The sequence below is a fragment of the Mycobacteroides salmoniphilum genome, assembly GCF_004924335.1.
Classification (GTDB): domain Bacteria; phylum Actinomycetota; class Actinomycetes; order Mycobacteriales; family Mycobacteriaceae; genus Mycobacterium; species Mycobacterium salmoniphilum.
On sequence record NZ_CP024633.1, the window covers coordinates 3,730,129 to 3,753,124 of the forward strand.

24 protein-coding genes, 1 tRNA gene and 2 pseudogenes are annotated in these 22,996 nt (G+C 64.5%); 14 read left to right on the plus strand and 13 right to left on the minus strand.

All coding sequences use genetic code 11. The features are described 5' to 3' along the window. Positions 1-86 precede the first annotated feature (86 nt). The 5 genes from DSM43276_RS18570 to DSM43276_RS18590 all read left to right on the plus strand — a co-directional run bounded on the left by DSM43276_RS18570 (position 87) and on the right by DSM43276_RS18590 (position 6,149). Positions 87-1,892: a peroxidase family protein gene (locus DSM43276_RS18570; RefSeq protein WP_078327830.1), complete on the plus strand. Its 1,806-nt coding sequence runs from the start codon at positions 87-89 to the stop codon at positions 1,890-1,892. 131 nt (positions 1,893-2,023) lie between these two features. Beyond that, positions 2,024-3,499, plus strand: coding sequence for a S8 family peptidase (locus tag DSM43276_RS18575; RefSeq protein ID WP_109555871.1), 1,476 nt, complete (start codon positions 2,024-2,026; stop codon positions 3,497-3,499). Between the two features lie 17 nt (positions 3,500-3,516). After that, complete coding sequence (locus DSM43276_RS18580; RefSeq protein WP_078327832.1) at positions 3,517-4,791, plus strand: alpha/beta hydrolase family protein; 1,275 nt, start codon at positions 3,517-3,519, stop codon at positions 4,789-4,791. 125 nt (positions 4,792-4,916) lie between these two features. Continuing rightward, entirely contained in the window at positions 4,917-5,861 is a 945-nt protein-coding gene (locus tag DSM43276_RS18585; protein WP_078327833.1) for a trypsin-like serine peptidase, read from the plus strand. Positions 5,862-5,906: 45 nt separating this feature from the next. Beyond that, positions 5,907-6,149, plus strand: coding sequence for a peptidase associated/transthyretin-like domain-containing protein (locus DSM43276_RS18590; protein ID WP_078327834.1), 243 nt, complete (start codon positions 5,907-5,909; stop codon positions 6,147-6,149). Positions 6,150-6,164: 15 nt separating this feature from the next. Here the strand turns inward: DSM43276_RS18590 and DSM43276_RS18595 are convergent, their stop codons facing one another. Then, positions 6,165-6,413, minus strand: a complete 249-nt coding sequence (locus DSM43276_RS18595; RefSeq protein ID WP_078327835.1) for a hypothetical protein — start codon at positions 6,411-6,413, stop codon at positions 6,165-6,167. A 175-nt stretch (positions 6,414-6,588) separates the two neighbouring features. Between DSM43276_RS18595 and DSM43276_RS18600 the strand changes: the two genes are divergently transcribed. The 3 genes and pseudogenes from DSM43276_RS18600 (at position 6,589) to DSM43276_RS18610 (ending at position 8,284) form a co-directional block, all read left to right on the plus strand. Next, a complete protein-coding gene (locus DSM43276_RS18600; protein ID WP_078327836.1) occupies positions 6,589-7,053 on the plus strand; it encodes a PadR family transcriptional regulator in 465 nt (154 codons plus the stop codon). Further along, a pseudogene (locus tag DSM43276_RS18605) lies at positions 7,053-7,395 on the plus strand (2TM domain-containing protein); the annotation flags it as partial. The gene DSM43276_RS18600 and the pseudogene DSM43276_RS18605, both read left to right, overlap by 1 nt. A gap of 31 nt (positions 7,396-7,426) precedes the next feature. Further along, positions 7,427-8,284 carry a metal-dependent hydrolase gene (locus DSM43276_RS18610; protein ID WP_078327838.1) on the plus strand — a complete coding sequence of 286 codons (858 nt, stop codon included), beginning with the start codon at positions 7,427-7,429 and terminating at the stop codon, positions 8,282-8,284. 112 nt (positions 8,285-8,396) lie between these two features. Here DSM43276_RS18610 and DSM43276_RS18615 read toward each other — a convergent pair. Then, positions 8,397-8,479 (minus strand) — tRNA-Tyr (locus DSM43276_RS18615). A gap of 91 nt (positions 8,480-8,570) precedes the next feature. On the opposite strand from DSM43276_RS18615, the gene DSM43276_RS18620 reads away from it, so the two are divergent. Further along, the gene (locus tag DSM43276_RS18620; protein ID WP_078327839.1) at positions 8,571-9,062 is read left to right on the plus strand and encodes a YajQ family cyclic di-GMP-binding protein; all 492 of its coding nucleotides are present in this window, start codon (positions 8,571-8,573) and stop codon (positions 9,060-9,062) included. A gap of 12 nt (positions 9,063-9,074) precedes the next feature. Continuing rightward, positions 9,075-9,713, plus strand: a complete 639-nt coding sequence (locus DSM43276_RS18625; protein WP_078327840.1) for a LysE family translocator — start codon at positions 9,075-9,077, stop codon at positions 9,711-9,713. Here DSM43276_RS18625 and DSM43276_RS18630 read toward each other — a convergent pair. Beyond that, on the minus strand, positions 9,710-10,759 hold the full coding sequence (locus tag DSM43276_RS18630) for a TIGR03617 family F420-dependent LLM class oxidoreductase (RefSeq protein ID WP_078327841.1): 1,050 nt from the start codon (positions 10,757-10,759) through the stop codon (positions 9,710-9,712). The two genes, DSM43276_RS18625 and DSM43276_RS18630, sit on opposite strands and share 4 nt — an antisense overlap. A gap of 34 nt (positions 10,760-10,793) precedes the next feature. Between DSM43276_RS18630 and DSM43276_RS18635 the strand changes: the two genes are divergently transcribed. Continuing rightward, positions 10,794-11,816, plus strand: a complete 1,023-nt coding sequence (locus DSM43276_RS18635; protein WP_078327842.1) for an NAD(P)H-dependent glycerol-3-phosphate dehydrogenase — start codon at positions 10,794-10,796, stop codon at positions 11,814-11,816. Here DSM43276_RS18635 and DSM43276_RS18640 read toward each other — a convergent pair whose 3' ends face one another. The 7 genes from DSM43276_RS18640 to DSM43276_RS18670 all read right to left on the minus strand — a co-directional run bounded on the left by DSM43276_RS18640 (position 11,817) and on the right by DSM43276_RS18670 (position 18,907). Further along, positions 11,817-12,629, minus strand: a complete 813-nt coding sequence (locus tag DSM43276_RS18640) for an RsiV family protein (protein WP_078327843.1) — start codon at positions 12,627-12,629, stop codon at positions 11,817-11,819. A gap of 20 nt (positions 12,630-12,649) precedes the next feature. Continuing rightward, entirely contained in the window at positions 12,650-13,141 is a 492-nt protein-coding gene (locus tag DSM43276_RS18645) for a hypothetical protein (protein WP_078288616.1), read from the minus strand. 37 nt (positions 13,142-13,178) lie between these two features. Then, positions 13,179-14,249, minus strand: coding sequence for a ferredoxin--NADP reductase (locus DSM43276_RS18650; RefSeq protein ID WP_078327844.1), 1,071 nt, complete (start codon positions 14,247-14,249; stop codon positions 13,179-13,181). Between the two features lie 10 nt (positions 14,250-14,259). After that, entirely contained in the window at positions 14,260-15,123 is an 864-nt protein-coding gene (locus tag DSM43276_RS18655) for an SDR family NAD(P)-dependent oxidoreductase (RefSeq protein ID WP_078327845.1), read from the minus strand. 29 nt (positions 15,124-15,152) lie between these two features. Then, on the minus strand, positions 15,153-16,757 hold the full coding sequence (locus DSM43276_RS18660) for a flavin-containing monooxygenase (RefSeq protein ID WP_078327846.1): 1,605 nt from the start codon (positions 16,755-16,757) through the stop codon (positions 15,153-15,155). 91 nt (positions 16,758-16,848) lie between these two features. Further along, complete coding sequence (locus tag DSM43276_RS18665) at positions 16,849-17,832, minus strand: AurF N-oxygenase family protein (RefSeq protein WP_078327847.1); 984 nt, start codon at positions 17,830-17,832, stop codon at positions 16,849-16,851. Between the two features lie 91 nt (positions 17,833-17,923). Continuing rightward, positions 17,924-18,907 (minus strand): diiron oxygenase, encoded by a 984-nt coding sequence (locus DSM43276_RS18670; protein ID WP_078327848.1) that lies wholly within the window; start codon positions 18,905-18,907, stop codon positions 17,924-17,926. Positions 18,908-19,043: 136 nt separating this feature from the next. Here DSM43276_RS18670 and DSM43276_RS18675 point away from each other — a divergent pair, with 136 nt between their 5' ends. Then, positions 19,044-19,409 carry a DUF4873 domain-containing protein gene (locus tag DSM43276_RS18675; RefSeq protein ID WP_078327849.1) on the plus strand — a complete coding sequence of 122 codons (366 nt, stop codon included), beginning with the start codon at positions 19,044-19,046 and terminating at the stop codon, positions 19,407-19,409. A 12-nt stretch (positions 19,410-19,421) separates the two neighbouring features. On the opposite strand, the pseudogene DSM43276_RS18680 reads toward DSM43276_RS18675, so the two are convergent. After that, positions 19,422-20,022 (minus strand): annotated as a pseudogene (locus DSM43276_RS18680) (TetR/AcrR family transcriptional regulator). A 49-nt stretch (positions 20,023-20,071) separates the two neighbouring features. On the opposite strand from DSM43276_RS18680, the gene DSM43276_RS18685 reads away from it, so the two are divergent. Both DSM43276_RS18685 and DSM43276_RS18690 read left to right on the plus strand, forming a co-directional pair. Next, positions 20,072-20,512, plus strand: a complete 441-nt coding sequence (locus tag DSM43276_RS18685) for a PaaI family thioesterase (protein WP_078327850.1) — start codon at positions 20,072-20,074, stop codon at positions 20,510-20,512. Beyond that, entirely contained in the window at positions 20,512-21,045 is a 534-nt protein-coding gene (locus DSM43276_RS18690; protein WP_078327851.1) for a TIGR03086 family metal-binding protein, read from the plus strand. The genes DSM43276_RS18685 and DSM43276_RS18690 overlap by 1 nt, the downstream gene beginning before the upstream one ends. A gap of 14 nt (positions 21,046-21,059) precedes the next feature. On the opposite strand, the gene htpX is transcribed toward DSM43276_RS18690, so the two are convergent. Continuing rightward, a complete protein-coding gene (gene htpX / locus DSM43276_RS18695) occupies positions 21,060-21,920 on the minus strand; it encodes a zinc metalloprotease HtpX (protein WP_078323402.1) in 861 nt (286 codons plus the stop codon). A 77-nt stretch (positions 21,921-21,997) separates the two neighbouring features. After that, positions 21,998-22,984, minus strand: a complete 987-nt coding sequence (locus DSM43276_RS18700; protein ID WP_078328008.1) for a polyprenyl synthetase family protein — start codon at positions 22,982-22,984, stop codon at positions 21,998-22,000. Positions 22,985-22,996: the final 12 nt, after the last annotated feature.

Consider the following 22,996-nt stretch of genomic DNA (forward strand, 5'->3'; position numbering starts at 1 on the left):
CCGGCGCTATCGCAAATCCGAATTTCATGGGACCGAGTAGTTCAATACTCACGCTCCAGACCACCGGATTTGTCAGCATTAGCGGTATGCCGAAAAAGGACAGACCCGCCACTTCGGCCACCACTCTGGCGTCGTGGCTCGCGACACGAATCGATCGATCGATCGGATGGTCCCGGCTGCCGCCGACGTTCGGTATCGCAGTACTCATCGGGCTACGCAACGCATTACGGGCCGACAATCTGTTCGACACGGGACGAGCACCCGGCGGATCACCGCCGCCGGAGAATGCCGGCTACCGCACCGCCCGAACATTGGATGGCACCTACAACAATCTCGATCACCCGCTCATGGGTTCGGTGGGAAGCCGATTCGGACGCAACGCACCACTGGCACAGACCTTCCCGGAACCTCCCGGGCAACTCCTGGACCCGAATCCCCGGCTGATCAGCCGCAGACTGCTGACCCGTGACCAGTTCATCCCGGCGACAACGCTGAACGTGCTGGCGGCGGCGTGGATCCAGTTCGAGGTCCACGACTGGTTCAGTCATAACACCGCCGAGTCCGAGCCCTGGGCCTTGCCGCTCGATGAGGACGATCCGTGGCCGCAGCGCCCGATGCAGATACGCCGTACCGCACCCGATCCCTGTCCCGACGCCTCAGGTCCCCCGACATTCGTCACCCAGGACACCCATTGGTGGGACGGATCGCAGGTCTACGGTGGCACCCGGGCCATCGCCGATGCGCTGCGCTCCCGGACCGGGGGCACGCTGCGGCTCGACCGGCTCGGTCTGCCGCCGGCCGATGTCGAAGAGCTGGCCAGCGCATCGGAGACAACCGCCAACTTCTGGGTTGGTCTGGCCGTCCTGCATTCGCTGTTCATGCGGGAGCACAATGCGATCTGCGCGCATCTGGCCGCCAGCCATCCGGGAATGTCGGATCAAGAGCTGTACGACAAGGCCCGCCTGGTCAACACCGCACTGATGGCGAAAATCCATACGATCGACTGGACCCCCGCGATCATTGGGCACCCCACCACAGTGTTCGCGATGCACACAAACTGGTCCGGCATTCTCGGTGAACGCTTGAGCAAGCTGTTTCGCCGTCAGCCCCACAATGCTCTGCTGCGCGGCATTCCGGGCTCACCGACGAGTTTGCATCACGTGCCCTATTCGCTGACCGAAGAGTTTGTCGCGGTGTACCGGATGCACCCGCTCATCCCCGATCATTTCGTGCTCCGGTCGGCATCCGACGACTCCGTGATCGCCGAGCAGGAGTTGCCCGATCTCGCCGTTCAACATGTCCGGACCCGGTTCAGTGAGACCTCGATAGAGAACATCATCTATTCGTTCGGCCGTGCCAATCCGGGCGCACTGACCCTGCATAACTTCCCGCGCCATCTGCAGCGTCTGGAGCGACCGGACGGGTCGATTCTGGACCTCGCGGCCATCGACGTGCTTCGGGTCCGTGAGCGGGGCGTCCCCCGCTATAACCAGTTCCGGCGGATGTTGCGGCTGCGGCCGGTGTCGTCCTTCGCGGAACTCACCGACGACCCGGTGGTCGCCCGGGAACTCGCGGCAATCTATGGCGACGTGGATCGGGTAGACCTGATGGTCGGTCTGTACGCAGAGCCCAAACCGAAAGGATTTGGGTTCAGCGACACAGCTTTTCGGATATTTGTGCTGATGGCATCCCGACGGTTGGAGAGCGACAGATTCTTCACATCCGATTTCCGGCCCGAGATCTACACCCCGGAAGGCATTGCGTGGGTCAGGGATAACTCGATGCGCTCGGTCCTGCTCCGGCACTTCCCGTCCCTGCAGTCCGCGCTGACCGGTGTCGCCAACCCCTTTGCACCGTGGACGCCCGTGTGGGCCAACGAGCCGACCGAGTAGTCGAATACTCATGACCGGCAAGGGCCTTTGGGTCCACAATCATCAGATGAGCCCTACTGGATTCATGCCTGCGGTGTGCGGTGACTAGCGCAGTGCCGCGCGGTCCCAAGCGGCCCTCGGTCATCAGCCCGATGGTGCTCGCCGATCCGCAGACGGCACCGCCCGGCGAGGCCAAGGCATTGGTCACCGACAATGACGACCGCAGGATGATGCTGATCGAGCTTCTCGTCGGCGCCGGTGTCGACCCCGACGATGTGCGGGATCAATTCCTGCACATGTTCCACCGGGTCCTGCGCGACGAGCCGCCCGCGCCAACGCCTGTCGGCCGCCACTATGTGCGGTGCATGCTCACCCCCGACGAGATCCAGCGCCTGGTCCGTGGGGGCGCCAAGTCCTCAAGCGCTAAAAGCGCCCAACAAGCACTGCAGCTGATCCGGCGGGTGTGGCCCGACCTGGTGGTCGAGGCGCATCTGGACCGCTCGCTCACGACGATAAAGGCAGACGCGGCGATCCGTACCTATGGCTCCGGGGGCACCGGCGTCGTATGGGCGGTGCTGGATTCGGGAATCGATGCCGAGCACCCGCATTTCGCCGCCAACGGCACCCTCACCGCAGACTCCGTGAGGCCTCTACACAAGGACTTCACGCTTTCTCCCGAAGCGTCCAAGGGCCCACTCGTCGATGTGTATGGACACGGCACCCACGTGGCCGGCATCATCGCGGGCGAATCACCCACCGACCCAAAACTCATCCGGATCGCCTCTACCCAGCCGACCGCCGAGGGACTGCCGGAATGGGTTCCGCGGATGCTGGCACAGGGGTCGCGGCTGTCCGGGGTGGCGCCGCACGCCAACCTGGTGAGCCTCAAGGTCCTCGACGACGATGGCAAGACTCTGTCGAGCGTGCTCATCGACGCCCTCAACTACGTACGGGAGATCAACAGCTACGGCAACGACCTACAGATCCACGGTGTGAATCTGTCTTTGGGATGCGGCTGGATGCCAAGGGATTACGCGGCAGGTCAAAGTCCGCTGTGTCGTGAACTCGATCTGCTCACCGGCTCCGGGGTGGTGTGCGTCGTGAGCGCGGGAAACCTGGGCGCCGGCACCGCCGCGGCCGGTGTGGGTGCCGCGATTCTCGGAACGACGGCCGACGTCTACGGACAGCTGTCCACCATCACCGACCCCGGTAATGCTGCCACCGCCATCACCGTCGGTTCGGTCCACCGGTACCGGCCTCACACCAGCGGTGTCACCTTCGACTCGTCCAAGGGGCCGACCCTGGATGGCCGTCGCAAACCCGACCTGGTGGCGCCGGGCGAGCGGATCACCTCTGCGGCAACCGGTCTCATGGCCAAAGGCATTGACCCGTTGAAGGACGACGATACCGAAGGCGCCGCCAACTACATCGAGGACAGCGGGACCTCGATGGCCGCCGCCCACGTCTCGGGTGCGATCGCCGCCTTCTTGTCGGCCCGCACGGAGTTCGTGGGTAAACCACAGGAGGTCAAGGAGATCTTCCTGAAGTCGGCCGTCGACCTGGGGCGCCACGAGTTCTTCCAGGGCGCCGGGCTGGTCGACCTGATGCGCGCACTATCCAACACGTAGAGACAAGCGAGAACATCATGACAACGACGGTAACGATTAACGGACTGCCTTACTACGAACCGGATTTCAATGCCGACGGCTCACTCAATGACGCCACCGGCGACGGTGACGGCGGTCTGCCGGCGGCCGTGGCGGCGGGGGGCATCACCGATCTGTTCGTGATGTCGCACGGATGGAACAACAGTGTGACTTCGGCGCGCCAGCTCTACACCGCGATGTTCTCGCTGATCGCCGACCAGCTCGGCGGCCACACAGAGGGTGTGGCCGTCGCGGGGATCAACTGGCCGTCGGTGTTACTGCCCGACGACGATCCGGACAGCGCGCCGCCGGTCCCTTCGACGGGTGCGCAGCTCGCGGCGGCGCTGGCCCCACGCTTCCCAGGCCAGGCAGAGCAGCTCAAGACGATGGGCGAGCTGCTCGACGAGAAACCGCAGCAGTCCGCCAAGCTCATCGAGTTCCACAGCTTGGCCGCCGGACTCGTCACCACCAAGCCCCAGTCGGAAGAGGACAGCGGAGAGTCGAGCATTGTGAACAGCGATCCGCTCGCGGTGTTCGGGCAAGCCGCGGCCATGGCACCAAAGTCCACGAGCTCCGCCCAGGGGCTGGGCAATCCCTTCGCCGGGCTGTGGTCAGGGGCGCGCGAGATCCTGCGCACGATGAGCTATTACGAGATGAAGAACCGGGCCGGAGTCATCGGCGAGCGCGGGCTTGGCCCACTGCTGGCCTCATTGTCGGGTCCTGACGGCGCGCCCCGCATTCACCTCATCGGGCACAGTTTCGGTGCGCGACTGGTGTCTTATGCGCTGGCGGGGCTACCGAAGACCGGCACCAGCCCGGTCAAGTCGCTCACCCTGATCCAGGGCGCCTTCTCGCACTTCACCTTCAACCGCAAGCTGCTCTTCGAACCGGGCCGTGGCCCCGGCGGCCTGGCCGGGCTCGAAGAGCGGGTGGACGGGCCGCTGCTCACGACGTATTCCGCCGCCGACCGCGCGGTCGGCTGGTGGTACCCGGCGGCCAGCATGCTCGCGCGGCAGGACAGTCAGGCCGGGCAGGACTTGTGGTTCCGCTGGGGGGCAATGGGTCACGACGGATACCAGCAGGACCCGGCCGCCACGGCACTTGAGCTGTCCGAGGCCGGCAAGCCCTACGACTTCCAGCGCGGGCATTTCTACCGACTTGACGCCAACAAGGTTATCGACGACGCCAGCCAGTCCGAATTCAGTGGTGCGCATAGCGATATCAAGCACCCCGAGGTGGCGTGGGCGATCGTCTCTGCCGCCCGCGCCACCTGATCGAACACGAAAATCATTCCTGCACTGTGAGATCGAGTACCTGACTACGCGCGAACCAGACCGCATATCGGAACACGATGAGCAGGTCCTAGCTCGAACCTCACGCACTATGCAAGGAGTCCACCATGGCCACCGCAGTCAAGTCAACGAATCACAAACCGTCCGAGACCGAGTACGAAATCTCAGGGGCCGCCGGTGCGGCCGCTGTCACCGAACACGAATTGCCCTCGGGGCAAGCGGGTAACGCCGACACCGAGACCACCAACGCCGCCACGCAAGCCCAGGGTGAATCGGCGGTCAGTGAACTGGGTTCGGTCGACGGGCTGGCTACCGATGAGTCCGAGCTCGCGCCGCTGGACGCCATCCTCGGTAGTTATCCCGAGTTGGCCAATAGCGCCGAAATCATTATCGGTACCGATGATCGCGTTCGAGTCGGCAACACCACGACGTTCCCGTGGCGCGCTATCTGCCACCTGATCATCACCTCCGCCAACAACCGCACCTATGTCGGGACGGGCTGGCTGATCGCGCCTCGCACCGTCATGACGGCCGGACACTGCGTCTACATGCATGCCGACGGTGGATGGGTGCGCTCGATCCAGGTGATTCCCGGCCGCAATTCCGGTGTCCGTCCGTTCGGGACCCATGTGGGTACCACCTTCCGCAGTGTCACCGGGTGGACCCAGAACCAGAACCGCGACAACGATTACGGCGCGATCATCCTGCCGCCGTCGTCGCGGCCGGGCGATCAGACAGGCTACTTCGGTTTCGCGACCCGCAATGACGACTTCCTGAAGGCCGCGGCGCTGAACCTGTCCGGGTATCCCGGCGAGAAGAATGGCGAGCAGTGGTTCATGGCGCAAAGCGCCAAGGCGGTCTCCGATCGCGTCATCACCTACAACATCGACACCACGGGCGGGCAGAGCGGTTCACCGGTGTGGGTGCTGCAGAACGGGAACCGTTACGGCGTCGGCGTTCACACCAATGGCGCTAACTCGGGCAACTCGGCCACCCGCATCAACAGCGCCGTCTTCAACAACATGTCAACCTGGAAGAGCAACGGTATGTGACAAGGCATTTCAGGCATCGCGAGAAATCCGGACACTGGAGGATACGTGGTCGGTATCTCATTCCGTGACCCCGCCGGGCGTCCCATGGCCGGTGCTGTGATCAGCATCGCCGCGGCGCCCGGCGAGGTCCACGATATTGCGATGGTCGCCGACGACTGGGGCGAGATAGTGATCTCCGCCCCCCTGGCCGGTGACTATCGATTTCTTGTGTCGCACACGGGAAAGACCTTTCACGCCACGGCCCATATCGCCGAGGGACAAGATCAACTCACGTTGACCGCCAGCTAGGCGTGTGGGCACGGATCAGGGCGTCGCCCGGCCCGGGATATCGCGCGCGGCCGGATAACATCCGTGCAGGCCTCGGATGAGGCGATGCGCCTCATCAAGATCCTTCTGCATTACCCTCAGCCGCTTACGATGCCGCGGCATCACATCGCCGGTGCGGCAGATCTGCCGTTCGGTCTTGGCGATTTGTTGAGACACGTGGTCCACATGCTCATACAGCGACCGCAGCAGCACCCGAGCCTGCGCTACCGCCGCGTCTTCCGCCATGCGGGCATAGTCGCACCATTTCCCCGGCTGTTCGCGACGGCACAGTCCTCGTCGGGAAATGAACCACGACAGGCGTAGTGCCTTGTCGGCACCATCGCTTGCCAGCCGTTGACTTCGTAATAGTTTCGATATAGCTTTCGTAATACTTTCGTAGGAGAAGAGAGGGGGCTCTGATATGGCACGTTTCTTCCGTCATGGTGAGCTGCCGCTCGTACTTCTGGCACTGCTGGCGCAGCGGCCGATGCATGGCTACGAGCTGATGTCCGAACTGTCGAGGCTCTTCGGGCCCGGCGGGTACCAACCCTCGCCCGGCACGGTCTATCCCGCGGTCGAGGCACTGGCCGTGGAAGGCCTGCTGACGGGTCAGACACGCGAGGGCCGGACGGTCTATCGGGCGTCCGAGGAGGGCGAGCAAGCGCTGACCGGCCGCGCCGACGTGCTGGCGGCGGTGGAGTTGCGCACCGGCGCACGGTTCGGCCGCGGGGATTCGTTCGAGAAGATCCTCGCCCGGTTCTCCGCGCGGGTCATGCCGTCCGCAGGGCGCGTGGATCCGGTCGCGGTGGAGGCGATCCTCGATCGGGCCGCCACCGAGATCACAGGGCTTGCCCGAGTTGAAGACCGCAGGAGAGGAGCCAAGTAGTGAGCGGTGACGCCTTTGAACGAGCGGTGGAACGCGCCGAACGCCGGGCCGAGGAGGAACAGCGCAGGCTCGAGCGAAAACGCCGGGCATGGATCGGGCAGGTGAATCGAGCGGCCTTCCAGATCCACGCCGCCACCTATGTCGCCGTGCAGATCCTCCTGGTCGCGATCTGGGCGCTGACCTGGCAATTCGACCACGGGACCGCGTACCCCTGGTTCATCTATCCCTTGCTGGGCTGGGGCATCGCCCTCATCGCGCATTACGTCGTCGCCAGGTCCATCTGGCGTCACGCCGAGGACGAGCCCGCCCTCGAGTCCTGGCCCGCCGAGGGCACCAACCGAGCTACGCACGAAACACCCACTCAGGAGTTGCCATGACCACCCCTACGGACGAGAGCACCAGGCCCATCAAGACCAGGCGGATCACATTCCGCTATCCGACAGGCTCACTGAATCGCCATTACGTGCAGGGCGATCTGGTGATGAGCCACATCATCGCCATGCTCTCCGCAGTGTTCCCCGAGGGGGAGGACTATTTCATTCGCTCGGTCAAGCACTTCTCCGACCAGATCACCGATCCCGTGCTGAAGAAGCAGGTGGCCGGGTTCATCGGCCAGGAGGTGACGCACGGGCGCGAACACCGCGAGCTCAACGAGCGGTTGCAGCAGATGGGCTACCCGACGCGCATCGTCGACCGGGTGACCTTACGAGGGATGAATCTCTACACGCGCTACCTGCCGCCTCGCTTCAACCTCGCCATGACGGCGGCCCTGGAGCATTACACCGCGACGCTCGCCGAGACTCTGCTGACCGACCAGCGCGCGCAAGATCTACTGGGCGAGGGCGAGGTCCGCGCGATGCTTCTCTGGCATGCGCTGGAGGAGTCCGAGCACCGTGCCGTCGCATTCGATGTCTATCGAACAGTCGGGGGCACCGAACGGATGCGCAGGTGGGCCATGCGGCTGATCACCACGGTGTTCCTCTGCGGGACGGTCCTCGACACCCTGATGTCCCTGATTCTGGACAGGGCGACGTACAACCCGGTCAGGTTGTTCAAAAGCGTTGCCGAGCTGCGGCATTCACCGTTTGTGACCCGGGACGTACTCAACCGCGTCAGGGCCTACAACCGCCCCGGTTTCCACCCGGACGAATTCGACAACACCGACCTCGTGGATCGCTGGAACACCGAGCTCTTCGGTGAGCAAGGACAGCTGGCCGGCCATCTGCGCTGAGCGGAGCCGCCGTGCACGGAGCCGCCGTCGCGCGGAGGGGTTCCTGCCCGGTGTCGACGATCCAGACGCCTAAAACGACCTCAGGCCCCCTCGAGAGGGGGCCTGAGTGCTGTGGCGGGTGCAGGATTCGAACCTGCGTAGGCGTAAGCCGACGGATTTACAGTCCGCTCCCATTGGCCGCTCGGGCAACCCGCCTTATCAGACGATGCAGGATACAACGATAGGGTCGGGCTAACGCAAACCGACTGGATACGGAACATACGAGGACCAGAAAGAGGGAGCAGTCATGGCGGATTCATCATTCGACATCGTGAGCAAGATCGACCGTCAGGAGGTCGACAATGCGCTGAACCAGGCCGCCAAGGAACTGGCCACCCGATTCGACTTCCGTGGGACCGACACCACTATCGCCTGGAAAGGTGACGAGGCCATCGAGCTGGTGAGCTCCACCGAGGAGCGCCTGAAGGCGGCCGTCGACGTCTTCAAGGAGAAGCTGATCCGCCGGGACATCAGCATGAAGGCCTTCGATGCGGGCGACCCCGCCCCCAGTGGCAAGACCTACCGGCTCACCGGAACCCTCAAGCAGGGCATCGACGCCGAGAACGCCAAGAAGATCAACAAGATCATCCGCGACGAGGGCCCCAAGGGCGTCAAGTCGCAGGTACAGGGCGAGGAAATCCGGGTGTCGAGCAAGAAGCGCGACGACCTGCAGGCCCTTCAGGCCCTGTTGAAGGGCTCCGATCTCGATATTGCGTTGCAGTTCGTCAACTACCGGTAAGACGATGGTCCGGTGATCTCTCCAACGCATCTGATCGGTTTCGCGATCGCGGCCTACGCCATCATCGTGATCCCCGGGCCCAGCGTGCTGTTCGCGGTCGGCCGCTCGTTGAGCCTGGGACGCACGTCGGGTCTGGTCACCGTCCTCGGCAACACCACGGGCACGATGGTGCCGCTGGTGCTGACAACGGCCGGGCTGGGCGCAATCCTGGCCGCGTCCGCCTGGGCACTGACAGTGGTGAAGCTCGTCGGCGCCGCCTACCTGATCTACCTTGGCGTGCAGGCGATCCGGAACCGCAAATCGCTCATCGGCGCATTGAGCGCGCAGCATCCCGTGGTCGGTAAGCAGCGTGTGTTCCGTCAGGGCTTCATCGTCGGTATGACCAATCCCAAGACGGCACTGTTCTTCGCGGCGGTGCTCCCCCAGTTCGCCGATCCCGCGGCGGGATCGGTACCGGTGCAAATCGCGGTGTTCGGCGCCATCTTCGTACTGATCGCGCTCATCTCGGACAGCCTATGGGCGGTGCTGGCGAGCACCGCACGCAACTGGTTCGCGCGCTCCCCCAAGCGTCTGGAGGCGGTCGGGGCCACCGGCGGGTTGATGATCGTTGGGCTCGGCGCCGGTGTGGCGATCTCCGGTACCCACGCCTAGCGGGCCTGCGCGCACTCCCGCAGCAGCTCGGCCAGCAGTGCACGGTCGGGTCGGTACGGGGTGTTGAAACCCAACCGGTGCACCAGATCGCCGTAGCAGGCCTGCAATTCGCGGGCGCCCTGCACGACGTCAGTCACGGTGACCGCCGCGGTATCGACAAACTCGTCGTCGATCAGGCTGGTCATCGCATCCCATTCGCCTTGTTTGGACAGCTCTTTCAGTTTCGGGCCCACCTCCGTCCGGCCGTGCAATTCCAGGATCGGCCAGTAGGCGGGCGTGGATCCGTAAAAAGCGAGCTGCTTGCGCACCGCGGCGCGGGCGCTCGCCAGCTCGGCGTCGTCACGCCCGATGATGATCATCGGCGAATGATGGATGCCAATGTCGGCGAGCGTCTTTCCGGATTTCTCCGCGCCCCGCGCGAGCATCGGAAGGGTGACCTGCGCGAGGTACTCGGGCGTGCAGAACGGGTGCGACAAGAATCCGTCCGCCACCTCACCGGCCACCTCGGTCATCCCGGTCCCGACACCGGCCAGCCAGATAGGTGGCGGGCCAAAGGCGCTTACCTCGGCCGGATCAGGCATGAACATCGGCGTCATGAGGGTGTTCTGGTAGAACTCGCCGCGATAATCCAGGCGGCCACGTTCCTGCCACGACTGCCAGATGGCGCGCACAGCCAGCACCATGTCCCGCATCCTCGCCGCGGGACTGCTCCACGGCATGCCGAACCGGCGGGTGATGTGCGGTTTGATCTGCGTGCCGAGCCCAAGAATGAATCGCCCGCCCGAGTACGCCTGCAGGTCCCAGCCAATATTGGCCAGCAGCATCGGGTTTCGTGCGAACGCTACCGCGATCGAGGTTCCCAGGGTGACCTCCTTGGTGTGCTCGGCGGCCAGCAGCAGCGGCAGGAAGGGGTCGTGCGCTCCCTCGAACGTCCAGATACCGGAGTACCCGGCACCCTCGGCCTCGGCAGCGTCGGCAGCCATGGCGGTCAACCCGGTCGTGAGCGTCACATCGATCAGCACCGCACTCATATTGCCGAAGTCCATATTCGAGGCGCACCGGGCCCATACCCTGGCGGGCATGGCAGCACTTCGTGAACCACAAGTCGTCGTCCTCGGGGGCGGATCCTGGGGCACCACTGTGGCGTCGATTGTGGCGCGTCGCAGTCCCACCCTGCAGTGGGCCCGCTCGCCGGAGACGGTGGCGGATATCAATGAACGGCACCGCAATTCGCGATATCTCACCGACGAGGTAGAGCTCACCGAAAGCCTGCGCGCCACCTCGGACCTGCACGAGGCCATCGAGCAGGCCGACGTGGTGATCATGGGGGTTCCCTCACACAGCTTTCGCGAGGTGCTCACCGAAATCGGGCAATCGCTGCGCCCCTGGGTGCCGATCGTCTCACTGGTCAAGGGCCTCGAACAGGGTTCGCGGATGCGGATGTCGCAGATCATCGAGGAAGTGCTGCCCGGGCACCCGGCGGGCATCCTGGCGGGGCCCAACATCGCCAAGGAGGTGGCCCGCGGGTATGCGGCCGCCGGTGTTGTCGCGATGCCCGATCAGCACCAGGCAGCGCGTCTCGGAGAGCTTTTCCGCACCTCGCGTTTTCGCGTGTACAGCACCAACGACGTGGTGGGTGTGGAGATGGCGGGCGCGCTCAAGAACGTCTTCGCCATCGCGAGCGGCATGGGTTACGCGATCGGAATCGGTGAGAATACCCGCGCCATGGTGATCGCGCGGGCTCTACGGGAGATGACCAAACTCGGTGTGGCCATGGGCGGTAACCCCGAGACGTTCCCGGGCCTGGCGGGCCTGGGCGACCTCATCGTCACCTGCACCAGCCCCAGCAGCCGCAACCGGCACGTGGGTGAGGAGATCGGCAAGGGCAAGACCATCGACGAGATCATCCAGGCGATGAACCAGGTGGCCGAGGGCGTGAAGGCGTCGTCGGTGGTGATGACGCTGGCCGACGAGTACGGCATCCAGATGCCGATCGCCCGCGAGGTCGACGGCGTGATCAACCACGGCTCCACGGTGGAGCAGGCCTACCGTGGGCTCATGGCGGCGACGCCCGGCCATGAGGTGCACGGCACCGGATTCTGATCAGGCCGGCAAGTACTCGGGCTTGACCACATCGCGCAGCGCGGACAGCGCCACCCGGCTCTGCATCGGCCCCTCGGCATACGCTGCCACCTGGTAGGGCTCGAAGGAGAACAGCAGCGCATCGCCGTCGAGTGAGAGGTTCTTGAAGTTCCCGGCCTCCGGGACCGTCCCCGTATCGACGAATTCGGTTCCCACACCGCCGAGTTGCGCGCGCAGATCGCTGCGGACCAGCGCGGAGATCTTGGGCAGCGCCGCCGCGAGATCGATCAGCAGCGACCCCAGGGTGATGGCCTGCTTGGTGGTGCGGTCGAAGGTGACGGTGCGAAACGCGAATCCCGGGTGATAGCCGCCGAGCGACTCGCTGATGGAGAACCGGACCCCATCGGACGGATGCACGCCCTTGCCCTGATACGCGTCAAAGGTGACGTTGAGCGCCCATGGCCTGCCTTCGGGCGGGGCGCCGGCACGCTCGACGGACGTGCGGAACTTGGCGCGGATATCCGCCACCAGCTCGTCGACCGCCTTCTGCAGCTCGGGGAACGACGAATCCCACTGGACGGGGATGAGCAGGTGTTGCGTGGCCTGCGGCGTGACCTCGTCAATGACGCAGCCTTGGGTGGCATCCCAGCGACCGCCATGTTGGGGGCACGCGGACTCCGCGGCTGGATCGATCGCCGCGGTGGGGGTGGTCGAGGCCGGCTCTGACGCGCTGCTGGATTCTTGAACAGGGGTGTCTCTGGGTGCTTCTCCCCTATCGCAACCGACGAGGACGATGCCGCACACGGCGGCGATCAGCAGGTTCCCAAAGCGCATGCCACCAATCTAACCGGCCGCTAGGTGGTGTAGCTGCCGCCCGGACCGACCACGAAGCCGTTCTGCCAGCGGTTGTTGACACAGGTCAGCGTGCCTGCACCGTCCAGGCCGCAGCTGACCTCGCGGTAACTCAGGCGATGCCCCGGCGGCAAGGGCTTGAAGGATTCACCACCGATGCCGTAGATGGGCCGATCGGTGCTGGCGAAACCGGGAGCGGTACTGCCGCTGACCAGGTTCGCCCCGTTCGGCGCCCCCGGCAGCGGGCCACTGCAGCCGTAGCTGGCGTCGGCGCGCTTGATCAGACATGAGATCCCGCCGGGGATGGTGAAACCGTAGGCCGTGTCCGCCATGATGCTGTACTCCAACGGCGATACCGCGGTGAACCCGTTGACATTCGGAAGCCCGGACGGGTCAAGCGGATTCGGGGTGTCCGGGTCGGCGGACGCCACACCCGCCAGCATGACGGCGGCGACCGCGCTGGTCATAGCGCCAAGGATGGGCAGGGTACGCATCCCGTGACCATATCCAAGATCGCGCGCAATCTCGCGCCTACTGGTCAAAGACGATATCGACGCTGTCGGTGACCGGAACGGCCTGGCAGGCCAGGGTCAGGCCCATGGCGAGGTCGGCGTCGACCAGGGTGTCGTTACGGAGCATCCGCACCTCGCCGCGGCGCACCGTGCAGGCACAGGCGCTGCAGGCGCCTTCGCGGCATGAGTACGGCGCGTCGATCCCCCGGGCGAGCAGCACGTCGAGTAGCGGAGTGTCCCTGGGCCACTCGACGGTGATCTGTGTGCCGTCAAGTTCCACGTTCGCCTCCGCGGCGTCCCCGTCACCGGCCCTCGGGACCACAATGTCGGCAAATGGGTCGCCGGTCAGCGACTGGTAGAGCTCGACATGAATGTGATGGGCGGGCATCCCGACGGCCGACAATGCGGCACGAGCGCCGTCCATGAAGGGCGCCGGGCCACAGATGTACGTGCTGTACCGCCGATAGGCGGCAAACAGCTCGGCCATGGCTTCGCCGGTGGGCAGTCCACGTTCGGCTTCGAGCCAGTGCACCACCCGCAGCCGATCCGGGAATTCCACCATGATCTCTTCGATCTCGGCGCCGAAGATGACGCTCCGCTCATCCCTGTTCGCGTAGAAGAGGTAGACCGTTCCGGCGCCGCCGAGCAGAACCGACTTGGCTATGGACAGCATGGGGGTGATGCCGCTGCCCGCCGCGATGAGTAAGAAGTCACCGTCCAGTGAACGCGGCACGAAGACCCCGGAGGGGGTGAGCACGGTGATGCGGTCCCCGACAACGACGTTGTCGCACAGCCAGTTCGACGCATACCCGCCGTCTGTGCGTTTGACGGTGACGACGAGGTCGTCATCGAGATGGGGCGAGCTGGACAGCGAATAGCAGCGGGCCACCGAGCCCGTCTGCTCACTGGGGATTTTCAGCGTGAGGAACTGGCCCGGGCGGTAGCGGAAAGCAGACGCAAGCGCGTCCGGCACTTCGAACACCAGGGAGACCGCATCGCCTGTTTCCCTGATGATTTCGACGACCTCCAGCGAGTGAACGTGGGGGTTTCCGGTCACTGTGCGCGTATCGGGCGCGACGGTGTCTGTCATCGACGGCCGCCTACAGTTCGATACCGAAGCGGCTCGCGACCTTCTTGCCGATTCCGTACTTGCCGATTCCGTAGAAGGGCGCCATCAGGTCCCCGTAGCGCGGTCCGATGATGCGCGGTATTGCGTCGAACACCCGGGCATCGGGACCGATCAGCACACGGGGCCGATTCTTCTCGACTCCCCGCAGAATGATCCGAGCCGCCGAATCCGGCCGGGTGATCGCTGCGAGCTGGAAACCCTTTCGGACGGTCTCCCGGTCTACGCCTTCCGGAATGCCGCGCGCGCTTGAGGCGATGTTGGTCTTGATCCCGCCGGGGTGCACACAGGTGACGCCGACGGGATACTTTGCCGCCCGGATCTCCTGCCGCAGCGCCTCGGTGAAGCCACGGACAGCGAATTTCGCTGCGTTGTAGGCACTCTGCGAGGGTATGCCCATAAATCCGAACACCGATGACACGTTGACGATGTGGCCGTCACCCGATTCGATGAGGTGCGGCAGGAACGCCTTGGTGCCGTGCGCGACACCCCAGAAGTTGATGTTCATCAACCAGTCGAAGTCATCCCATTCCATGTCCGTGACATCGGCCGAAAGCGCCACCCCGGCGTTGTTGAACACCAGATTGACCTGACCGAACTCGTTCTTGACGTCGGCGGCGTGGGCATACACGGCAGCCCGGTCGGCAACGTCGAGTTCGAATGGGATGGCGGTCGCACCCGCCTTCTCGCAGCGCCCGGCGGTATCGGCCACCCCGGCGGTGTCGATGTCCGAGAGCGCCAGCCGCGCACCACGCTGCGCCAGTGCCAAGGCCAGGCTGCGGCCGATACCCGAACCGGCACCGGTGATTACGGCGACCTTGTTATCGAAGTCTTTCATCGTTTTCTCGCTTCTGTTGGGCGGGTGGCCTAGTTCGCGGCCATACTCGGCGAGGTCTGCCGAGGGCCGTCCGCGAGCGGGACGGTCTTGCGTACGGCCGGACGCACCGCACCCTCGAACTCGTACTCGGTGGGGTCCACTTTTCTTGTCTGCGACCAGTATTCGAAGGTGAATCCCGACCACAGCGTCCGATTCTTGCCATGCTCGTCCAAGTACCAGCTCTGGCAGCCACCGTTGTTCCAGACCGAGCCCTGCAGCTTGCGCTGCACTTCGGCGTTGAACCGGTCCTGGGCTTCGCGGGTGGGCACGATCGCCTGGGCATAGGCCGCATCGATGTGTTTGATCGCCTCGGTGACGTAGTGGATCTGCGACTCGATCATGAACACGATCGAGTTGTGACCCAACCCGGTGTTGGGACCCAAGAGGAAGAAGAGGTTGGGCATACCGGCGATGGTGATTCCGCGGTGGGCGGTGACGCCCTCCCGTGACCAACGATCGCCGAGGTCCTCCCCGTTCTGCCCCTTCAGATCCAGGTACTTGTACGAGTCGGTGACGTGAAAGCCGGTGCCGAAGATGATCGCGTCGACTTTGCGCTCAATCCCGTCGCTGGTGACGATGCCGTCGGCAGTCACCCGCGTGATGGACTCGGTGACCAGTTCCGTCTTCGCGTTCTCGATGGCCTTGTAGTACGTCGCCGACCCCAGGAGCCGCTTGCATCCGGCGCGGTAATCGGGAGTCACCTTGCGGCGCACTTCCGGATCCGAGATCTGGCTCTTGATGTACGCACGGCCCAGCAGCTCAACACCTTTGAGTAAGGCGGGGCGCCGGTTCATCGCGTACGCGCCGGCCTCTGCGCCGAAGTACATGCCACTGCGGAACAGCGCACGCAAACCCGGGATGTTCGCAAACGCACGCTTGGCCACCGAACCGAACTCGACATTGGAGCGTGGCAATACCCACGGCGCGGTGCGCTGGAACAGCTTCAGTTCGCTAACCTGGCCGACGATCTCAGGGACGAACTGAATAGCACTGGCGCCCGTACCGATGACGGCAACCTTCTTGCCGGCCAGGCCGAAATCGTGGTTCCACTGCGCGGAATGAAAGACCGGCCCCTCGAAGCCATCCAGACCCTCGATCTCCGGGATGCTCGGGATGTGCAGGGCACCGACCCCCGAGATGAGGAACTGGCAGATGTATTCCTGCCCGCTCTCGGTGAACACATGCCAGCGGTACTCGCTGTCATCCCAATACCCGCGGGTGACGCGCGTATTGAAAGTGACGTGCCGGTACAGACCATATTTGGCGGCGACTTCCTTGAGGTAGTCGAAGATCTCGGGCTGCCGGGAGAAGAGCTGTTCCCAGTTCGAGCGCGGCTCGAAGGAGAACGAATACAGGTGGGTGGGCACATCGCACGCCGCACCGGGATAGGTGTTGTCGCGCCAGGTGCCGCCCATTTCACCGGCCTTTTCCAGGATGAGGAAGGGCACCCCCATCTTCTGCAGCGCGATCGCCGCGCCGATACCCGAAAAGCCGGTGCCGACAATCAGCGCACGAACACGGATGGGCTCCGACGGGCCGCTGTCGACCACACTGTCTGGCTGCCGCTCTTCGGACGGTGTATCGGTAACAGTCATGTGGCGCAATCGCTTTCTCTTTCGAAGGTGGACCCTGGACACGGCAGAACTGGCTCATTGCCACCGGCAACGAGCCAGTTCCTTGCGGCGCTTACCGCGCCTTGATCTCGGCCAGGATGTCGTCCGGCATCGCCCGCGACATCCGCAACAGTCGGCCGGTGAATTTGCCGTCCAGAAAACCGATCTCGTGCATGAAGCGCATCAGCGGCTCCGATACCCACGTCGCATTCTCGCGATAGTTCGGCGAGGTGAGGAACGTGAACATACCGCGCAGGGGATGAATACCCACCAACCGGTAAGCCTTGGGGTTGAAGAGCACTGGGTAGATGCCGATCACCGAGAGGGCGAAGACTGCTCGGTGGAACGCATTGGAGACCGGTCCCCGCTCGGCGATCTGCCGTACCAGTTCCTCACGCGCATAAGTGATATGCCGCGCTTCTTCCAGCACGTGAATCTTCATGAGCTGACGAGCATGCGGCTGCACCGTCTCATCCATCATCGTTTCCCGTTGCGCCCGGTCCAGCACCTCCTCGACCAGCAGCAGGGTGCCAAGCCCTGAGGGGCCCAGCGGCACCAAACCGAGGAGCCGGATGACGCGCGTCGCAAACTTGGGATAGGTGTACGGCTCGATGCCGAGCTTGTTCACCAGGCGGCCAAACATGGTGGAGTGCCGCGCTTCCTCGCTGATCTCGGTCAACGCGTAACGGCCGTGATCGGTCGCTCCGCCATTCTGCTCGACGACCTGCCGCCACAGCATGGCGCTGAGACCGGTCTCGACGTAGATGCCGAAACTCAACACGGAGCCGAGCTCATGGCGCGTGAGTTCGATGCGCTGATCCTGAGTCAGCTTGTCCCACAGCTTGGTGCCGTACAGCGACGTCCGGCGCGGCGTGGCCCAGTACAAACCGGGCACCACCGGGGCGTCCCAGTCGATGTCAACCTCGCCGTCGTAGGCACGCTCCGCTGCCGAGCGCAGCAGTCGTTGCGCCGTCTTTTGCCGGTCGCCCACGGTCTTACCCCGTACCGACGAGGCTCCCGCCTCGTGTAGGGCCGTCGGTTGGTCGATGGTCGTCATTGATCCCGCCCTCCAAGTTTATGCATTACTTTCAGTACCCGTTACTTTCAGTTTCGTGCTCGCGCTGCCGTTTGTCAATCCCTCGGCGAGGTCACAGGAGCCCGCGACCTCTGAGAATCGCCCGCGCGGCACTGGTTCTGAACATCCCCGCGTCCTGGGCGACGTCGAAATATCGCCGCAGCAACACCCCGTTCCGGTGGTGGGCATTCTCGCTCTGTGCGGCGGCCCTGCGGCCGGCCCGCTCGGTCAACCCCACGCTGCGGTACACCGGCGCACGCACGATCAACGACGTCGCCAACACCGTCAGCAGCGCAAGCGACGTGTCTGCCCACGCCGCCGGGAGATATCTGCGGGTGTCCACGGCGCGGTAGAGCTCGTCCTCGGCGAACTCAAGCTGGCGACGGCTGACCAGAACACAGATCTTCGCGACCTGCCGGACCACGGGCTGGGCCTGTTCGTCAGCCTCGAGCTCGTGCATCAGCTGATGGATCAGCTTGTGCAGCAGGAGGATGAAACCGCGGCCGAGTGGTCCGTGCGGAATGAGCGGCACCAAGAACCGCTGAAGGCGCTGCACCGCCATCGGGGCGGGCTGGAGCTCCAGCCCCGTCTTGTTGATCAGCCGGCCGACCATGGTGGCGTTACGGCTGATGTCGCGGACGCTGGCGAGGAGGAAACGGGTGTAATCGTCGGTCAGGGTGTTGCCTTCGATAACGTCGCGGAACATCAGCGACGCCAGCGCGCCCTGGGCATCCATGACGAAGCTCAGCAGGCTGACCAGCTCCTGGCGCGCTAATTCACCGCGCTGCTCAGCTGACAGCGCATCCCACTGCGGGGTGCCGTAGAGCGATACCCGCCGGGCAGCCAGCCAATGCATTCCCGAATCCAGGGGTGCATCCCAGTCAATATCCAGCTCGGGGTCGTAGCTGAGCTCCGTTGCCTCGAAGAGCAGTCGCCGGGCCGTCTTGAGCCGATCACCAACCCGGCGCCGGCGCGTAGGAATCCCGCCGTCGACCGTGGTGGCCGGACTGAAGTCGTAGTCGGTGTAGTTGATGTCTTTGTAACTGCTGGACGTCACGTCATCGCCTTCTGGTCAGCCAAGATTTGAATATCCGTATCCAAAAGTATGGGGTACTCTTTGTTACGCATATGTCAGCGAGTTTGTCGGGACGGCGTCCCGATTGTCAAGAGGCAACCCAGCCGGACGGAGAATCATGAGCCTTCCCCGACACGACGACACCAACAGCGTCTTCACGCACAGCCCGCACGACGATTCGGACTACATCGGCGAGGCGACGGTGACCGTTCGTGGTGTCGACATCCCGGTCGAGCTGGAGCTCAAGGGGTACAGCGAGCCGATCGACGGCATTTTCCGCTGGATCGGCCGCATTAGGCCAAACGAACAGCTGACCGCCATCGTCGGTGACGAGGCACGGGTGAAAGCCACGATTCGCACCTCCCACAGTGCCCGGGATGCCTTCATCGGCGACCCGGACCCATGGAATCGGTACCGAGTGATCGGGAAGAGCACTCCCCCGTTCCACGTCGCTACCGATCTCACGGAAGTCGAAGCAGAATAAGGACTTTCGCCCTCAATGCCGCCGAGCACGGAGGAGCGAAATCAGTTCATGCTCGACATCGCGCAACGGTTGCACCGAGTGCGCGGCCTGCGCCTGCAGTAGCGCTCCCTCGATCGCACTGACCGCCAGCGAGGCGAGAGTCTCGACGCCGTCGGTCACCCCCGAGTCCCGGAAGGATTCCACCAGCCGAGCGCGCATCCCGACGAAGGCGTCGTTGGCCGCCGCACGGATTTGCGCCTCCCCCGGACCGGCGAGCGCGGCTGCGGCATGCGGGCAGCCGGTGTCGAAATCATGAGTCTCGAGCTGATTGACCCACCACGCGATGAACCTGGTGATCAGGTATTCGGCGTCTCCGCGGGCCCGCAGCGCGTCGAGGAATCCGTTGGCGAGCTCCGCCGCCGCCAACTCGGCCGCGGCAAGGAGTTCCGCCTTACCCTCCGGGAAGTGCTGATAGATGGAGTTGCGCGCGGTGCCGCTGCGTTTGAGCAGGTCAGCAAGGCCCGTGGCGTGCACCCCGCGTTCGCGCATCATGACGATCGCGTTGTCGATCAGACGCTGCCGTGGACCCGGTGTCACCTCGGCCTCCTCATTCGATATGGACCAGTCGGTCCATGCCCTGCTACCGTCGACATGGACCAATCAGTCTACGCGAAAGGGTGGTCATGACCACGGAAATCGAGAATCTGACCGGGCTCGAGCTGCTGCGCAGCATGGGAGGGACGTCCGACGGGATGCCGCCCATCGGACGTCTACTCGGGATGCAGATGGAGGAGATCGAATTCGGCTCGGTCTCCTTCAGCGTGGTGACCCGCCCCGAGTTCGCCAATCCGCTCGGCACCCTGCACGGCGGGATCTGTGCGACGCTGCTCGACTCTGTGTTGGGCTGCGCCGTGCACTCCACGCTCGAGCCCGGAATCGGCTACGGGACACTCGAACTCAAGGTCAACTATGTCCGGACTGTGGCCACAGATGGTGAGCGGCTGATCGCGACGGGCAACGTCCTGCATCCCGGCCGCCGGGTGGCGACGGCTGAGGGCAAGGTGGTCGACTCCCAGGGCAGGCTGGTGGCGCATGGCACTACCACGGTCATGGTGTACCGCTGATGAGCACGAGCGAAGACTTCCTGCGAGCCTCGGCAGCCATCGAGGCAATGATCGCATCCGTGCGTTCAGACCAGTGGGATGCCCCGACGCCCTGTACCGAGTGGAATCTGCGCCAGTTGGTGAACCACCTCGTCGAGGTGAACTACTCGCTGGCCGCGCGTTTCGGCGGGCTCAGCGGCGGCACTGGCGATGATCCCGTGACGGCATACCAGCAGTCGGCGCAGGCGTTGAGTGACGCGCTGGCGCTTCCGGGTGTGCTCGAGCAGACCTACCCCGGCCCGTTCGCCCACACGACCGGCGACAAGCAGCTACAGGTCCGCATGGCCGATCTGTTGACCCACGGCTGGGACCTGGCGCAGTCCAGCGGTGTTCCCGCGAATCTGCCCGCCGACCTCGTCGAGAACGCAGTGGGCTTCGTCGAGAAACGTGCCGAGGCATTCGCGCGGTCCGGAAAGTTCGGTCCCCCACAGCCCGTCGCCGCGACCGCGCCGGTACTCGAGAGGCTGGCCGCGCTCTGTGGGCGGCCCGTCTAGCAGTGTCGCCGAGGTTAGAAGCGGGCCATATCCTCAAGGCGCGCAATGCGATCAGCCATCGGCGGGTGTGTCGAGAACAGTGATGTCACCCGGTCGCCCGCCCGGAACGGGTTGGCGATCATCAGGTGCGACTGGCTGGCCAGCTGCGGTTCCGGTGGCAGTGGAGCGGCCTGCACTCCGCCGGAAATCTTGCGCAGCGCGGAGGCCAATGCCAGCGGGTCTCCGGTCAGTTCGGCACCGGACTGGTCGGCCTGATACTCCCGCGAGCGGGACACCGCCATCTTCACCACCGTGGCAGCGATCGGGCCCAGCATCGAAACCAGGAACAACGCAAAGGGATTCGGACGGTTCTCGCCCCCACCACCGAAGAAGTTCATGAGCATCGCCATATTGGCCAGCCCCGAGATGACGGCGGCCAGTGCGCCGGCCACACTCGAGATCAGGATGTCGCGGTTGTAGACGTGCGAGAGCTCGTGCCCCAGCACCGCGCGTAGCTCACGCTCGGAGAGCAGATCGAGAATGCCGCTCGTGCAGCAGACCGCCGCATTTCTCGGATTACGTCCCGTGGCAAAGGCATTGGGCGCATTGGTGTCGCTGATATACAACCGCGGCATCGGCTGGCGCGCGACGGTCGCGAGCTCCCGCACGATCCGGTACATCGCGGGCTGCTGCAACTCCGTCACCGGCTGGGCGTGCATCGCACGCAGCGCCAAGGTGTCGCTCTTGAAGTACATGAACGCGTTCATGCCGACGGCGAACAAAATGGCCAGCAGCAGGATGCTCGTGCTGTGGAACAGCGAGCCGATGAACACAATCATCGCCGACATGCCGCCGAGCAGCAGCACCGTCTTGAGTCCATTGGCGTGGCCGTGCATGATGTTCCTTCCTTCTAGCTGGTTCACCACGCTAACGAAGGACAGTGCTCCTGGGTTCCGGACGGGTTGCCAGGTACCTAGCCGTGCCGCAGGACTGTGTACTCGATCAGCACGCCCAGCGCGTCGCGGGCAGCGCCCGGGGGCAGCTCCACCAGCTCGGCCTTGGCACGGTCGGCATATTCGATGACGACGGACTTGGCTGCCACGAGTCCATGGGAGGCCCGCAGCAGCGTCAATGCCTCGTCCACCTCGGCATCGTCGGCGATGGGCGCGGCCAGCAAGGTACGCAGCCGGTCGGCGTCGGGGCCGGTATCGCGCAGGGCGTACAGCATGGGCAGGGTGTGCACCCCCTCGCGCAGATCTGTGCCGGGTGTCTTGCCCGACTCGTCCGTGAGGCTCTCGATATCGATGATGTCGTCGGAGATCTGGAAGGCGGTCCCGACGATGGCGCCCAGGCGGCTCAGCCGTTCGATCTGCTCGTCATCGCACCGGGAGGTCATCGCACCGAACCGCCCCGCCGCCGCGATCAAGGACCCGGTCTTCTCGTGGATCACCTTGAGATAGTGCTCGGTCTCATCGCCGCCCTCGGGTACCCCGACGGTTTCCCGCATCTGGCCGGTGACGAGTTCGGCGAAGGTCTCGGCGACGATCCGCACGGCCGTGGGACCGAGCCGCGACACCAGCCGCGAGGCTGTAGCCAGCAGATAGTCCCCGGCGAGGATCGCCACATTATTACCCCACCGCGCGTTGGCGCTGGGCACGCCACGACGCTTCTGCGCCTCGTCCATGACGTCGTCGTGGTACAGCGTGGCCAGGTGAATGAGCTCGCACACTGCTCCCGCGAGAATCACCTCGTCGTTGTCTGGATCCGGTCCGGTCTGGGCGGCTAGCACCGTGAACAGCGGGCGGAAGCGCTTACCGCCGGCGTGGAAAAGATGCAGCACAGACTCCGTCAACAGCGGGTCGGACTGCCCCAGCTCGGACACGATGAGGGCTTCGATGGCGGCCAAATGGTCGCGCACCTTCGCGGCGAATACGGGATCGCCAAGATCAACTCCGGCCACCGTGGTCGAGTT